The organism is Sanguibacter sp. 25GB23B1, from assembly GCF_040012415.1.
Taxonomy (GTDB): Bacteria; Actinomycetota; Actinomycetes; order Actinomycetales; family Cellulomonadaceae; genus Sanguibacter.
The window spans coordinates 35,203-49,158 of the sequence record NZ_JBDYKL010000026.1 but is presented as its reverse complement, the minus strand read 5'-3'; the positions used below and the strand labels follow the sequence as shown (position 1 = coordinate 49,158).

16 protein-coding genes are annotated in these 13,956 nt (G+C 70.5%); 9 read left to right on the top strand and 7 right to left on the bottom strand.

Annotated features, from left to right (window positions below; translation table 11 throughout):
• Positions 1–121 precede the first annotated feature (121 nt).
• The 4 genes from ABKW26_RS14160 to ABKW26_RS14145 all read left to right on the top strand — a co-directional run bounded on the left by ABKW26_RS14160 (position 122) and on the right by ABKW26_RS14145 (position 4,195).
• On the top strand, positions 122–985 hold the full coding sequence (locus tag ABKW26_RS14160; RefSeq protein ID WP_348594423.1) for an NAD(P)-dependent oxidoreductase: 864 nt from the start codon (positions 122–124) through the stop codon (positions 983–985).
• Positions 986–1,185: 200 nt separating this feature from the next.
• Positions 1,186–1,467, top strand: a complete 282-nt coding sequence (locus ABKW26_RS14155) for a heavy-metal-associated domain-containing protein (protein WP_348594422.1) — start codon at positions 1,186–1,188, stop codon at positions 1,465–1,467.
• 29 nt (positions 1,468–1,496) lie between these two features.
• Complete coding sequence (locus ABKW26_RS14150) at positions 1,497–3,428, top strand: cation-translocating P-type ATPase (protein ID WP_348594421.1); 1,932 nt, start codon at positions 1,497–1,499, stop codon at positions 3,426–3,428.
• Positions 3,425–4,195: a Crp/Fnr family transcriptional regulator gene (locus ABKW26_RS14145; protein WP_348594420.1), complete on the top strand. Its 771-nt coding sequence runs from the start codon at positions 3,425–3,427 to the stop codon at positions 4,193–4,195. The genes ABKW26_RS14150 and ABKW26_RS14145 overlap by 4 nt, the downstream gene beginning before the upstream one ends.
• Here ABKW26_RS14145 and ABKW26_RS14140 read toward each other — a convergent pair.
• The 3 genes from ABKW26_RS14140 to ABKW26_RS14130 all read right to left on the bottom strand — a co-directional run bounded on the left by ABKW26_RS14140 (position 4,192) and on the right by ABKW26_RS14130 (position 6,120).
• Positions 4,192–4,497, bottom strand: coding sequence for a GlsB/YeaQ/YmgE family stress response membrane protein (locus ABKW26_RS14140; RefSeq protein ID WP_348594419.1), 306 nt, complete (start codon positions 4,495–4,497; stop codon positions 4,192–4,194). The two genes, ABKW26_RS14145 and ABKW26_RS14140, sit on opposite strands and share 4 nt — an antisense overlap.
• Before the next feature lie 151 nt (positions 4,498–4,648).
• Complete coding sequence (locus ABKW26_RS14135) at positions 4,649–5,353, bottom strand: hypothetical protein (RefSeq protein WP_348594418.1); 705 nt, start codon at positions 5,351–5,353, stop codon at positions 4,649–4,651.
• Between the two features lie 239 nt (positions 5,354–5,592).
• Positions 5,593–6,120, bottom strand: a complete 528-nt coding sequence (locus tag ABKW26_RS14130; RefSeq protein WP_348594417.1) for a DinB family protein — start codon at positions 6,118–6,120, stop codon at positions 5,593–5,595.
• A 58-nt stretch (positions 6,121–6,178) separates the two neighbouring features.
• Between ABKW26_RS14130 and ABKW26_RS14125 the strand changes: the two genes are divergently transcribed.
• On the top strand, positions 6,179–7,021 hold the full coding sequence (locus tag ABKW26_RS14125; RefSeq protein WP_348594416.1) for a hypothetical protein: 843 nt from the start codon (positions 6,179–6,181) through the stop codon (positions 7,019–7,021).
• A gap of 83 nt (positions 7,022–7,104) precedes the next feature.
• On the opposite strand, the gene ABKW26_RS14120 is transcribed toward ABKW26_RS14125, so the two are convergent.
• Positions 7,105–7,551: a GNAT family N-acetyltransferase gene (locus ABKW26_RS14120; RefSeq protein ID WP_348594415.1), complete on the bottom strand. Its 447-nt coding sequence runs from the start codon at positions 7,549–7,551 to the stop codon at positions 7,105–7,107.
• Between the two features lie 124 nt (positions 7,552–7,675).
• Here ABKW26_RS14120 and ABKW26_RS14115 point away from each other — a divergent pair, with 124 nt between their 5' ends.
• Positions 7,676–8,053 (top strand): HNH endonuclease, encoded by a 378-nt coding sequence (locus ABKW26_RS14115; RefSeq protein WP_348594414.1) that lies wholly within the window; start codon positions 7,676–7,678, stop codon positions 8,051–8,053.
• Positions 8,054–8,108: 55 nt separating this feature from the next.
• Here the strand turns inward: ABKW26_RS14115 and ABKW26_RS14110 are convergent, their stop codons facing one another.
• Complete coding sequence (locus ABKW26_RS14110; protein WP_348594413.1) at positions 8,109–8,558, bottom strand: DUF3995 domain-containing protein; 450 nt, start codon at positions 8,556–8,558, stop codon at positions 8,109–8,111.
• Positions 8,559–8,643: 85 nt separating this feature from the next.
• Entirely contained in the window at positions 8,644–9,279 is a 636-nt protein-coding gene (locus ABKW26_RS14105) for a hypothetical protein (protein WP_348594412.1), read from the bottom strand.
• Positions 9,280–9,414: 135 nt separating this feature from the next.
• On the opposite strand from ABKW26_RS14105, the gene tehA reads away from it, so the two are divergent.
• A complete protein-coding gene (tehA, locus tag ABKW26_RS14100; protein ID WP_348594411.1) occupies positions 9,415–10,461 on the top strand; it encodes a dicarboxylate transporter/tellurite-resistance protein TehA in 1,047 nt (348 codons plus the stop codon).
• Here tehA and ABKW26_RS14095 read toward each other — a convergent pair.
• On the bottom strand, positions 10,365–11,102 hold the full coding sequence (locus tag ABKW26_RS14095) for a hypothetical protein (protein WP_348594410.1): 738 nt from the start codon (positions 11,100–11,102) through the stop codon (positions 10,365–10,367). The genes tehA and ABKW26_RS14095 overlap by 97 nt on opposite strands.
• A 269-nt stretch (positions 11,103–11,371) precedes the next feature.
• Between ABKW26_RS14095 and dnaK the strand changes: the two genes are divergently transcribed.
• Complete coding sequence (gene dnaK / locus ABKW26_RS14090) at positions 11,372–13,234, top strand: molecular chaperone DnaK (RefSeq protein WP_348594409.1); 1,863 nt, start codon at positions 11,372–11,374, stop codon at positions 13,232–13,234.
• Positions 13,231–13,806 (top strand): nucleotide exchange factor GrpE, encoded by a 576-nt coding sequence (gene grpE / locus ABKW26_RS14085; RefSeq protein ID WP_348594408.1) that lies wholly within the window; start codon positions 13,231–13,233, stop codon positions 13,804–13,806. Before dnaK ends, grpE begins: the two co-directional genes overlap by 4 nt.
• Positions 13,807–13,956: the final 150 nt, after the last annotated feature.

The following is a 13,956-nucleotide window of genomic DNA, read 5'->3' as shown; positions in this document are numbered from 1 at the left end:
CCCTCCGCCCCGGGCCGGGCTGAACCCAGCCTGCCCGGGGCGGGCGCGACGCGCACTCAGGTGCGATGGTGGGACGGCAGGCCAGCGACGGTCTGCTGGACCGAGTGCCGAGGAGATGTTCGTGACCCGAATCGCAGTGACCGGTGGTAGCGGCAAGCTGGGGCGTGCCGTCGTGCGCGACCTCCTGGAGCACGGCTACGACGTGGTCAACCTCGACCGGACCGCGCCGACGGAGCTCGTCGAGCTCTTCACGCGTGTGGACCTCACCGACTACGGGCAGGTGCTCGGTGCGCTGATGGCGATCGACGACCGCACCACGAGCCCGGTCGACGCGGTCGTGCACCTGGGTGCGATCCCGGCGCCCGGGCTCGCACCGAACGCCGTGACCTTCGCCAACAACATCACGAGCACGTACAACGTCTTCGAGGCGGCGCGCGTCGCCGGCATCCGCCGGGTCGTGTGGGCGTCGAGCGAGACCGTTCTCGGTCTGCCGTTCGAGACCCCGCCGCCCTACGTGCCCGTCGACGAGGAGTACCACCCGCGCCCTGAGTCGGCCTACTCCCTCGCCAAGACGCTCGAGGAGGAGATGGCCCGGCAGTTCAGCCGTTGGGACCCGACACGCACGCTCATCGGTCTGCGGTTCTCGAACGTCATGGAGCCGGGCGACTATCGCGCGTTCACGTCGTACGACACGGACCCGGCAAAGCGCCGCTGGAACCTCTGGGGCTACATCGACGCGCGCGACGGCGCACAGGCCGTCCGACGGTCTCTCGAGGCCGAGCTCACCGGGGTCGAGGTCTTCATCATCGCGAACGCCGACACGGTGATGTCACGGCCCAACACCGAGCTGCTCGCCGCGGAGTTCCCCGGTGTCGAGGTCCGCCACGAGGTCGGAGAGCACGAGACGCTGCTCGGGATCGACAAGGCCCGCCGCCTCCTCGGCTTCGAGCCGGAGCACAGCTGGCGGATCGCCGGACAGGCCTGACGGGGCGGGCGACCCGGGGGCCTCGCGGGCACTCCCGCGACCCCGGTGCGCTCCACCACTCGCGAGCTCGGCACGTCCGGCGGTACCGACACCTGACCTGCGTCATGGTTCGCGCGCGCCGATGTCCATAGCGTCGGAGGCATCACCTCGGAGAACGTCTCCGGCACCGGTGACTCGCATCTCCGAGAGGGATGATCCTCATGACCACGAGCTCCGACACGACCACAGCTGCAACCGCAATCGCAGCGTCCTCGACTCCCGTCTCGACGCACACCGTCCTGCGTGCCGAGAGCTTCTCGTGCCCGTCCTGCGTCGCGAAGATCGAGAAGCAGGTAGGGCGCGTCGAGGGTGTCACCGGCGTGACCGTCCACTTCGCCTCGTCGCGCATCGAGATCGACCACGACGCCGCACGGGTGAGCGTCGACCAGCTTGTCTCCGCCGTCGCGAAGGCGGGTTACGCCGCCACGTCGTCGGCCTTCTGAGACCGACGAGACGGGAAGGGGTGCCCATCATGTCTCCGTCCAGCTCGGTACGAGCCGTCGTGCGCAGCCCCTGGGCTGTGCCGGCGGTGGCGGGGGCGCTCATCGTCGCCGCGTTCGCCGTCGGTCGCACGGCCTCCACCACCGTGAGCGACGTGCTCATGGTGGTGGCGGCGGGCGTCGCCGGCGCGCCCATCGTCGCCCACGCGCTGCGGGCGCTCACCGTGAGGGTGGTCGGCATCGACCTCCTCGTGAGCGTCGCGGCCATCGGCGCCGTCGTCATCGGCGAGCAGTGGGAGGCCGCGGCGGTGACATTCCTCTTCGCCGTCGGCCACGCGCTCGAGGCGGCGACGCTCACCCGGACCCGCGCAGCGCTCACCCACCTCGTCGAGGTGGCCCCGTCGGTCGCGATCGTCGTCCGCGACGGGGAGCAGGTCGAGGTTCCGGCGTCGTCGGTCCTCGTCGGTGAGACCGTGCTCGTGAAGAACGGTGCCAAGGTGCCGGTCGACGGCGAGGTGCTCGGCGGTGTCGGCGCGCTCGACGAGGCATCGATCACGGGAGAGTCGATGCCCGTGGAGAAGGTCCCCGGCGACCGCGTCTTCGCAGGCACGGTCGCGACGAGCGGGTTCTTGCAGGTGCTCGCGCAGGGGGTGGGAGCCGACACCACGCTGGCCCGGATCATCCGTCGGGTCGAGGAGGCCCAGGACGCGAAGGCACGGACGCAGCTGTTCATCGACAGGTTCTCCGCCTGGTACACGCCCGCGATCATGGTGCTCGCGCTGGCGGCCGGCCTCATGACGGGGGACGTCGTCGTGGCGCTGACGCTCCTGGTCATCGGTTGCCCGGGCGCTCTCGTCATCTCGATCCCGGTGTCGATCGTGGCGGGCATCGGCCGAGCCGCGAAGGACGGCATCCTCATCAAGGGTGGCGAGTTCCTCGAGGCGTCGGCCCGCGTCACGGCGGTCGCCGTGGACAAGACCGGCACGTTGACGCGGGGGAGGCCGCGCGTGACGGACGTCCGCGTTCTCGACCCTGCCCTGTCCACCACCGACCTCCTGCGGTGGGCCGCGCGGGCGGAGGCGGGGTCGGAGCACCCTCTCGCCCGTCCGATCATCTCCGCAGCCAAGGATGCAGGGATCTCCGCGCTCGGCGTGCCCGAGGAGACGGAGTCGGTCCCTGGGATGGGGATCGCGGCGACCGTCGACGGGCACCGGGTGCTCGTGGGCAGCTACGCCCTTCTGGAGCGATCAGGCATCAGGTCCCCTGAGGCGCGGGACGTCGCGTCCGCCTTCGCGTCGGCCGGGCGCACCCCGATGCTCGTGGCGCTCGACGACCGTGCGGTCGGCGTCGTCGCCGTGGCGGACGAGGTGCGCACCGACGCGGCGCACATGGTCGCGCGCCTGCGAGCAGCAGGTGTCCGCACGGTCGTCATGCTCACGGGCGACGCCGAGCCGGTGGCTCGCGCCGTGGCGGTCGCCGTCGGGGTCGACGACGTCCGTGCGGGGCTGCTGCCCGAGGACAAGCTCGCAGCGGTCCGGTCGCTGCAGCGCGACGGCCACACGGTCGCGATGGTGGGGGACGGCGTGAACGACGCGCCGGCGCTCGCGGCCGCGGACATCGGCATCGCGATGGGCGCGGCCGGGTCAGCCGTGGCGATCGAGACGGCGGACATCGCGCTCATGGCCGACGACCTGCTCAAGCTCCCGGAGGCGATCGCCCTCGCTCGTCGGACGGTGCGCACGATGCGGCAGAACATCGCGGTCGCTCTGATGACGGTGAGCCTGCTCGTCGCCGGTGTGCTGCTCGGAGGTGTCACGATGGCTGTCGGGATGCTCGTCCACGAGGTGTCCGTGCTCGTGGTCATCGCCAACGCCATGCGCCTGCTGCGGGCGTCCGGCAGGGACGAGCGCCACGCCGTCGGGCACGCGTCCGCGGTCGAGGGGAGGGAGAGGGTCGCCGTATGAGTCGCCGACACGTTCCGCTGCGTCCGTCGTGCGCCCAGCCGCACGAGTGCGGGCGCCCCTTGCGGATGCGCGTCCTGGCTCAGGTGCCGATGCTCGCGGGGCTGTCCGAGGAGGACCTCGACCGCATCGACCGGAGGATGGTCTCGCTCTCCTGGGCGGAGGGAGATCCGCTGTTCCGCGCGGGTGACGCGGCGGAGCACCTCTATGTGCTGGCTGCCGGCAGGGTCAAGGTGTCGCAGCCGACGGTGGGAGGGCAGGAGATCGTCGTCGACGTGCTCGTCCCGGGCGAGCTGTTCGGCGCGCTCGGCACGCCGGGGGAGCCGCCTCTCGTCGAGTCGGCCGAGGCACTGACGACGACGTGCGCGCTGCGTCTCGACGTGAGGGCCTTCCGCGAGATCCTCGTCGAGCATCCGCCTGTCGCGCTCCGGGTCCTCGACGACCTCGCACGCCGACTGGCCGAGGCACGTGGCCGTCTTGGCCGCCAGAGCACGAGTACCGTCACCCAGCGGGTGGCATCCGTCCTGCTGCGTCTCGCGGAGAAGGTGGGGCAGGAGCGGGCGGGCAGCGGGGGCGTGCTCATCCAGCTGCCGCTGACCCGCGCCGACCTCGCAGGCATGACCGGGTCGACGCCGGAGTCGGTCAGTCGCGCGATGAGCCGGTTCCGCTCGGCCGGGATCATCGACACCGGCCGTCGGTGGACCGCGGTCCTCGATGCGGCCCGGCTGCACGATGCCGCCGGGCCGCTCGAGGAGAAGCCTGCGGGCTAGCGCCTGCTGCGACTACGGCCACGGCTGCGGCTGCCGGCGACGGCACCCCAGATGGCGAGGACGAGCAGCGAGCCGAGGAAGGCCCAGAGCCAGGTGCCGACGTCGAAGATGTTCTCGTTGGTCGTGGCGCCGAAGTAGACGCGGCCGATGTAGCCACCGATGAGGGCGCCGATCACGCCGACGACGAGGCTGGTGAGCCAGCCTCCACCGGCTCGGCCGGGGAGCACAGCGCGAGCGATGGCTCCGCAGACGAGGCCGACGATGATCCAGGAGATGAGGCCAGCGAGCGAGTCTGTTGTCACGTGACAGCCCATTTCTGATGAAAGTGTCTAGATTGGGGCGGTTGCCCGGATGAACTCTCGCACCGCTCGTCCGAGAGCGCGCGCGCTCACTGTGCTCCCGGTATGTGAAAAAGAGCACATCGCCCGGTATGGCCCGACATGCGAGGTTCGCCTAGACTCCCGCGACCCGAAGACCATGCTCGGCACCGGCCTGGGTCGCGAGTCCCCACCTACTGACATCACTGAGGAAGTAGCGGAGGACCGGTGCGTCCACCGCAGCCTCCCCACACTCGATCGTCACGAACGACCCCGATCCCACGAGCGGCTGGTCCCGCGCGACCCTGTCCCGCGCGGTCACCTCGGCGCCTGGGACGAGACGCACCAGCAACGTATCGGTGCCGCGCGTGGGGTGCTCGATGGTGAGGACGTCCTCCCAACGGATGCTGATCCGGGCCGGACCGTGCAGGAACGAGTCGGGGATGGTTGCGTGCAGGAAGCGTGCGTCGAGATGGAGCGGAGTCGCGACCTGCCTGTGCTGCGCGATGATGGCCCGCGCCACCGCGACCAGAGTCGCGATCCATCCGGCAAGGAGTGCCCCACCGATGGCCAGAAACGCCCAGGCGGCGCCGCAGGACGAGTCCCCGTCGCGACTCACGGCGACGCACGTCTCGGACGACCAGCTCCACGATGCGTCGACCAGCGCCTGGATCGCCGGGACCAGGAAGACTGCAGGGAGCAGCAGAAGGGACAGCACCTGGATCCCGTACAGCACGGCTCGCGGAATCCACCGCCGTGGTTGCCGTCGGTAGAGCGTCCCGTCCTGCCACTCCCAGCCCGTCGCGGGTGCGGCGGCGGTCGTCCTGTCGTCCCGGGTCACGTCGCGGCCTCCCTTGCTCGCCTCGTGCGTACTGTATTCGCCATGTGCACCGACTCCCCGAGCGCCGAGCCGGCGGACCCGCTGGCGCCGCTGCGCGAGGTGGACCGCAGGACGCGCCGTCTGACGCTCGTGCGTCGATCAGGTCCGCACTCGTGCTCGCCGCTCTCGGCCTGCAGCCGACGACGCGAAGGCACCGCACCGGAGACCGAGGCACCCGCGAGCGGATCGGCAGCAGCCAGTCAGTAGCCCGTCACGCCGTCGACGGCCTCCCGCAGCAGGTCGGCGTGCCCGAGGTGGCGGGCGTACTCCTCGATCATGTGGACGTACACCCAGCGCAGGTTGACCTCGCTGCCGCGCCGCCGGCCTGGCAGGGCGGCACCGAGGTCCGTCACCTCCGCCGCGCGGCCGCGAGCAGTGCGCAGCTCGGCCTCGTAGCGGGTGATGTCTGCGCTCGCGGTCTCGGCGCGTGCGTCGTGGAAGTCACCGTCGCGGTCGTCCTCGCAGTAGATCGGCGCAACCTCCAGGCCCCCGACGGCGACTGTGAACCAGTACTGCTCGACTCCCGTGAGGTGCCGGACGATCCCCAGCAGCGAGAGGGTCGACGGCGGCACGGACCGGGCGCTCAGCTGCTCCGGCGTCAGCCCGGCGATCTTCAGCGGAAGCGTCGTGCGGTAGAGCTCGAGCCAGCTCTCCAGGCTCTCGCGCTCGTCGGCCATGAACGGCGGGTCGGTGCGGGGGTCCAGCGGGGCGGCAGGGGTGTCGGGCATGGTGACGAGCCTAGGGCGCGCCGCGCACATGCCGCGTGAACATCCCTAGGATCGCCTCATGACCACGGAGGGGTTGTCGTCGCTGGACGACCGCGCACGCGTCGAGGTACGCCCCGTGTGGCGGACGCGGACCGGACGAGCGGCGTCCGGCGTCGCTGTCGTGCTGCTCGTCGTGGCAGCAGCTGTCGACGCGTTGTCGACGAGGGTGGTCGTCCTCGTGGGCGACCGCATCCTCGAGCCGGCGGCGACGACGTTCGTCCTCGGCCCTGTCGCGGCGGGTCTCGGTCTCGGCGGCTGGCTGCTCCTCCGGTCGCCCGGCCGTCCACGCTCCGGCGAGCTGGGGGTCGCGGCAGGGGCCGTAGTCGCCACGGCGCTGGCGCTGCTCGTCCCGGCACACCCCGGGCTGCTGCTCGTGATGTTCGCGTTCACGCTCCCGCTGTGGGTCGTCGTCGGCTCGTGGTCGACGTTCGCCATCACAGCCGCTGTCGTGACCGCCGCCGTGGTCCTGATCCACCGCCGCGCGCGACGGTCCGGCGCGATCATGGTGCCTCGGCGTGCGCGCTCCCTCGGCGTCGGCTACCTCACGCTCGCCGCGACCTGTGCTCTGTGGGGGAGCGCGCTCGTGTCCAGCGAGGACGAGGTCGTCGTCGAGCGCGGTCCGGGCGGGTGCGCGGTGGTGATCGATACCGAGCGGCTCTACTCCGACGGTGCGGTGAGAGTCCTGCGCGCCGCCAGCGGATCACCGGTCGCGCTCGCTGTGACGTCGCACGTGGGCGAGGGCCTCGCCCCGATGCTCGCGGGGGACTACGCGCTGGACTTCGACGGCGAGGACGCGCACCTCACTCTCGGGGCATCCCGCCCGGCGGGCAGGGCGACGGTCACGATCCCCGACTGCCGCTAGGCGCCGTGGGTCTGGACCGAGAGCCGAAGACGGGCGACCCGCTCCTGCGGCCTCAGTCCTAGCCGGTCCGCGGGTCGGTTCGGCTATGCCCGGGGCGCTGGTCGGGTCCTCTGGCTCTCCCCAGGCTGTGACAGTCGAAGCAGTCCGGCCTCGCTGTGCCGCATGCCGCACGCGCCCTCGTAGAACGCGACGAGGTGGGGCTCGTAGTCGGCGTGCAACCATTCGCACCCGGATCCCCGCGCCACCTGGGCGGCTGCTTCGACGATCGCTCGACCGACACCTCGTCCGTGCAGGTCGGGTGAGACGCACGCGTCGAGGAGGATCGCGTGTGCACCGCCATCGCCGACGACGTTGACGAAGCCCACGAGGCGCCCGTCGAGGCGCGCGGTGATCCACGTGAGGCTGTGGTCCTCGAGCCGTCGCTGCCAGGGCGTCGGCGTCGGCGGACGACCGAACGCGGCAGCGTGCAACGCCTCGAGCTCGAGATCCGACAGGGCGCCTCGGACGTGCAGCTCGATGGTGGTGTCCATGAGCCCATCCTGTCGTGGGGCCGAGGCCGTCTTCACCTCATTTTCTTCGGCTCGTCGTGATCCCGAGGTGCGCCACGCGCTCGTGACCACACGGAGGATGTGGCGCGACCTCTACGCTCGAACCATGAGCAGCCCGACCCGGAAGGTTCGATACGCCCGCCGTCGCAAGCGTCGGCTCGGCCTCGTCGTCAACGACCTCACGTCGCTGGAGTGGAGCACCCTGCAGGCTGCTTGGGGCGGCTGCGCGTACTGCGGGGCGACCGATCGTCCCCTCCAGCGGGACTGCGTCCTGCCGATCTCGCGGGGCGGGCGGTACACCGTGGACAACGTCGTGCCGGCGTGCGGCTCGTGCAACGCCAGCAAGTGCAACGTCGAGGTCATCGTGTGGCTCCGCCGCAAGAAGCTCGACGAACGGGCGTTCCTCCAGCGCCATGTGGAGATCCGGGCGGCCCTCGTCCGAGAGCCGACGACGGAAGACCCGGTCCTGCGGCCTCAGCCGTAGACCGACGTCGGGAGTGCTCCTGGCCTCAGTGCTCCCGGCCTCAGTGCTCCCGGCCTCAGTGCTCGGCAGGACGTGCGGACGACGCGACGGTCGCTGCACCGACGCCGAGGAGCAGGCACAGCGGCGAGTACACCGTGAGATCGAGCCGTCGGTACACCTCCGGTGCCGGGACGAGCCGACTGCCCGAGAGGACGAGACCGGCCACGGCACGGGCGAGAAGGACGCCCGCGACCACCTTGGTCCCCAGCACGACGACGCGCCCAGGGGGGAGGGCAGGGGCCTGCGCGCCACAGCGCTTGACGAGCACCGCAGCCTGCGCCAGGAGTGCGGCCACACCGACGGTCATCGGTGCGCTCGGGGCGTCGTCGGGACCGACTCCCACCACGGCTTCGGCGAACCGGGCCCGGTCTGGCAGCGGCCAGCTGGAGAACACCCAGGTGATGTGTGCGGCCGAGAGCACGCCGAGCGTGCCTGCGACGCCGTTGGTCACGAGCTGTGACGACATGCTGCCTCCGAGCCGATCATGAGTGTGCGTTGAGACAGACACTAGAGCGATCTTCTCGTGCACGGGCCGGGTGTCGAGCGTGTCGTCACCGTGTCGCGTACTCGTCCTGCGTGTGCGCGGTGGGAGCGCGCAGCCCGAGGCTTCGCAGCTCGAGGGCCGCGAGCGCGTGGACGACGGCGGGGTCCTTCGTGCGCCATGCGTTCGCCGGGTCGTCGCTGATGCGGGCGAGCGCCCGGACCGGTTGTGTGGCGAGGGCTCGGAGGGCGAAGAGGTCGAGGTCGGCTGCGGAGTCGAGGATGCGTCGGGCTGCGCGGGCGCGGCTGATGAACTGTGCGCGGGTCCGGAGCCAGAGAGCGACGACGAGGACGATGGGGATGGCGGCGATGGTGAGTCCGAGGATGAGGGCGAGCTGTGTCGCTCCGTCTTGGACCTCGACCCCTGCCCGGGAGATGGAGTCGGCGGCGTTGCCTGCTGCGGTGAACGGTGTCCGGGCGTCGTCGCCGACGAGGGGGACGCGGGCGACGGTGTCTCCCGCGGAGTCGAGGCTGTCGGAGAGGGAGGTCCCGGCGTTCTCGAGGGTGCGACCGGGGGCGGCGAGCTTCGCGACGGTGTCGTGCACCCACTGTCCGGTGCGGGCCCAGGCGACGACCCAGGTGATGACGAGGAGGTCGCCGAGGATCTGGAGGATGCGGCGGCGATGGGTCTGCGCGTAGAGAGTCACGCGGTCATCTTGGCGTGCGGGGGTGGGGTGCGCGAGGTGGGACGTCGGACGAACGGCCCAGATCGCGCGCTCTCGTCGTGACTACGGTCGGGTGTGAACCGTCGAGCTCTCGCCAGACCTGAAGGAGCGGACCTCGTGCGCACCCTCCACCGTGTCCCGGCGAGCTTCTTCGGCATGGTCCTCGGTGTCTTCGGCCTCGGGAGCACCTGGCGGTACGGCGCGAGCATCGGTCTCGTCCCGCACTGGGTGGGCGAGGTCGGCGTGCTCGCCGGCTGCGGGGTGTGGTTCGTGCTGGCCGCCATCTACGCCTACCGCTGCCTGACCGCGCGAGACGGCGTCGTGGCGGAGTGGCGGAACCCGTCGACCTTCTCCTTCGTCAGTCTGCTGCCCGCAGGCGCCGTCCTCGTGTCGGTCGGACTGGACCCGTACGTCCCCATGGTCGCCGCCGTGCTGCTGTGGCTCGGGATCGCGGGTCAGCTCGCCTTCGTCGCTGTCCGTTGCGCGCCGCTGTGGGCCGGCACGCAGCCTCTCGACGCCACGACACCCGCGCTCTACCTGCCGTTCGTCGCAGCGAACTTCATCAGCGCCCTCGGGCTCGGCGCCGCAGGGCACGAGCAGCTCGGGTACCTGTTCCTCGGGGCCGGCGTGATCTCGTGGCTCACGCTCGAGCCGCTCATCACGCACCGGCTGCGCACGGGGCCCGAGATCCCACCGGCCGCGCGCGGCGTGATCGGGGTGCAGCTCGCCCCGGCCTTCGTCGCCTGCTACGCCTACCTGGCGGTCAACGGTGGGCGGTTCGACGCCCTCGCGCTCGGACTCTTCGGGTACGGCATCCTGCAGCTCGTGCTCATGCTGCGCCTGTGGCGCTGGATCCTCGCCGGCGGCTTCACGCCGGGGCTGTGGGCCTTCTCCTTCGGCTTCGCGGCGATGTCCAACACCGGCCTGCGGCTCGCGGACGCCCGACCGGACACAGAAGTCCGGATCCTGGCGATCGCGATGGTGGTGATCGCCACGGCGCTCCTGCTCGCGCTGGTCGTCGGGACGCTGATCCTCCTCGCCCGCGGTCGCCTGGTGCCGGTCGCGCCTCAGAACGGCACGAGCCCCGCGCGCAAGGACGCGATCGCGTCCCCGTCCCTCTCCGCGTCGGAGCAGCCAGGGAACCCGCCCCGGTCGACGACCTGACGGATGTAGCCGACCAGCGACATCTCGCTGCTGGTGACGATGCGGCCGTCCGCCCCGGAGCCGGGCAGCACGATGCCGTAGGGAGGTCCGCCGCTCACGTTGTCCTTGTGGAGGGCGTCGGGGGCCACCGGGAGTGCGAACGGCGCATCGTCCGAGGCGTCCTCCCACTGCTCGAGCTCGTCCAGGAGGAAGGCGCGCACGTCCTCGTCGGGGTAGCGCGACCCCTCCACCTCGAGGACGAACGGGTCCGCGCCGGATGCGCCGGGCCAGCGGGGGTGGGTGCCGACCAGCCACACGTCGCCGACGACGCGGACCCAGGCCGAGAGGGTCATGGGAACCGGACCGAACGTGGTCTCCAGCCAGCGGAGGTGCTCCTCGGCGGCGGAGGTCGGCGGCGCGAGCGGCACTGCCGGCGACTGCTCGTCGTCGTTCGTGTGGAAGCGGTAGCCCTGGTCGGACAGCCGCTCGACGATGCGGTCGAGGTTGTCACGGACGCGGTGCGCCCACTCGTCGCACACCGCCTGCGCCTCTGGGGCGAACGCCGGCTCCCGGACGCGGTCACCGAGCTCACCCAGCTCGCGCCAGACCTCTTTGTGCTCGCCATCCCGATAGCGCGCCAGCCAGCGCGGATGTGGACTCATACCCCAGATCATGACGCAGATGCCTGCCTCGATGGCAGCCGGTCGACCGGGCCCCTCGTCGAGGCCCTCCAGAAGAGGCTCGACTCCACGGGCCGATCCTGCCGGGAATACGCGACGCCACCCCAAGGTTGAGCCAGACAGACTCAAGTTTGCCCGCGAGACTTGCACCCGCGACGTCGAAGGCGCAAACTTGAGTGGAAGAGACTCAACCAGGAGCTCGAGCATCACATCGAGAGTCCTGGCACCGTTCGCACTGAAAGGCACCACACATGGCACGTGCAGTCGGAATCGACCTGGGTACCACCAACTCCGTGGTCTCCGTCCTCGAGGGTGGAGAACCCACCGTCATCGCGAACGCCGAAGGCGCCCGCACCACCCCGTCCGTCGTGGCGTTCTCCAAGACGGGTGACGTCCTCGTCGGCGAGATCGCCAAGCGCCAGGCCGTCACGAACGTCGACCGCACCATCAGCTCCGTCAAGCGCCACATGGGCACGGATTGGAACGTCGCGATCGACGACAAGAAGTACACCGCGCAGGAGATCAGCGCCCGCGTGCTCGGCAAGCTCAAGCGCGACGCCGAGGAGTACCTGGGCGAGCCCGTCACCGACGCGGTCATCACCGTCCCCGCCTACTTCAACGACGCCGAGCGCCAGGCCACGAAGGACGCCGGCCAGATCGCCGGCCTCAACGTCCTGCGCATCGTCAACGAGCCCACCGCCGCCGCCCTCGCGTACGGCCTCGACAAGGGCAAGGAAGACGAGCTCATCCTCGTCTTCGACCTCGGTGGCGGAACGTTCGACGTCTCCCTCCTCGAGGTGGGCAAGGACGAGGACGACTTCTCGACCATCCAGGTCCGCTCCACCTCCGGTGACAACCGCCTCGGCGGTGACGACTGGGACAACCGGATCGTCGAGCACCTCATCAAGGAGGTCAAGAACTCCTCCGGAGTCGACCTGTCCAAGGACAAGATCGCCCTCCAGCGTCTGCGCGAGGCTGCTGAGCAGGCCAAGAAGGAGCTCTCCTCGGCCACCAGCACGAACATCTCGATGCAGTACCTCTCCATGAGCGAGAACGGCCCCATCCACCTGGACTCCAAGCTCACGCGTGCACAGTTCCAGCAGATGACGCAGGACCTCCTCGACCGGACCAAGGCGCCGTTCCACTCCGTCATCCGTGACGCGGGCATCTCCGTCGGCGACATCGACCACATCGTCCTCGTCGGTGGGTCCACCCGCATGCCCGCCGTGACCGAGGTCGTCAAGGAGCTCACCGGCGGCAAGGAGCCCAACAAGTCCGTCAACCCGGACGAGGTCGTCGCCGTCGGCGCAGCCCTCCAGGCCGGTGTCATCCGCGGCGAGCGCAAGGACGTCCTCCTCATCGACGTCACGCCGCTCTCCCTCGGCATCGAGACCAAGGGTGGAGTGATGACCAAGCTCATCGAGCGCAACACGGCCATCCCCACCAAGCGCAGCGAGATCTTCTCCACCGCTGACGACAACCAGCCGTCCGTGCTCATCCAGGTGTTCCAGGGCGAGCGCGAGTTCGCACGCGACAACAAGCCGCTGGGCACCTTCGAGCTCACCGGCATCGCCCCCGCCCCGCGCGGCGTGCCGCAGGTCGAGGTCACCTTCGACATCGACGCGAACGGCATCGTCCACGTCGGCGCCAAGGACCGCGGCACCGGCAAGGAGCAGTCGATGACGATCACCGGTGGCTCCGCGCTGCCGAAGGAAGACATCGACCGCATGGTCCGCGAGGCTGAGGAGCACGCAGCCGAGGACAAGGCCCGCCGCGAGGAGGCCGAGACCCGCAACCAGGCCGAGTCCTTCGCGTACTCGACCGAGAAGCTCCTCAAGGACAACGAGGACAAGCTGTCCGAGGAGATCCGCACCGAGGTCCAGGCAGCCGTCGACGAGGTGAAGACCGCGCTCGAGGGCACGGACATCGCCGAGGTCAAGGCCAAGCAGGAGAAGCTCAACACGGTCGCGCAGAAGATCGGCGAAGCGCTCTACGCCCAGGAGTCGGCAGCAGCCGAGGGCGCGCCCGAGGGCGACGCCGCCGGCCAGTCGTCCTCCTCGGACGAGGACGTCGTCGACGCCGAGATCGTGGACGACGAGGACGAGAAGAAGTGACGACGCCCCACGAGAACCCCGACGAGAACCAGGGCGGCGACCCGCTCGAGGGTCTCGACTTCGAGCCCTCGCCCGAGGCGTTCGACGTGGACGCACCCACCGAGGGTGCGGCCACGCCGAAGCCGGCCGCTGAGATGACCGAGCTCGACAAGGCCCAGGCCGAGTCGGCGGAGCGTCTGAACGACCTCCAGCGCCTCAACGCCGAGTACGTGAACTTCTCCAAGCGCGCCAAGCGCGAGCAGGAAGCCGCACGTGCCCGTGGCGTCGAGGACGTCCTCGTCAGCCTCCTGCCCGTCCTCGACGACGTCTACCGCGCTCGTCAGGCGGGCGACCTCACGGGGCCGTTCGAGGCGATCTCGGAGAAGCTCACCGGCGCGCTCACGCGCTTCGGCGTCGAGACGTACGGCGAGGTGGGGGAGGAGTTCGACCCCGCCAAGCACGAGGCGCTCATGCACCAGACGTCGCCCGAGGCGGAGACGACGACCGTGCAGCACGTCGTCGAGGTCGGCTACCGCATCGGAGACCGCGTGGTCCGTGCGGCGCGCGTCGCCGTGGTGGGTCCCGAGGCCTGACGCCCGACACCTGAGCGCGACCGACCACGGGCACCCGCCCGCCGACAGGCCCGAGACGGCCTGGCGTGCGGGCGAGGTGCCCGTAGTCGGTAGTCTCCGAGGCAGAGGAAGCAGCAGATCGTGCAGAACCACAGCGTGCAGGACATCGAA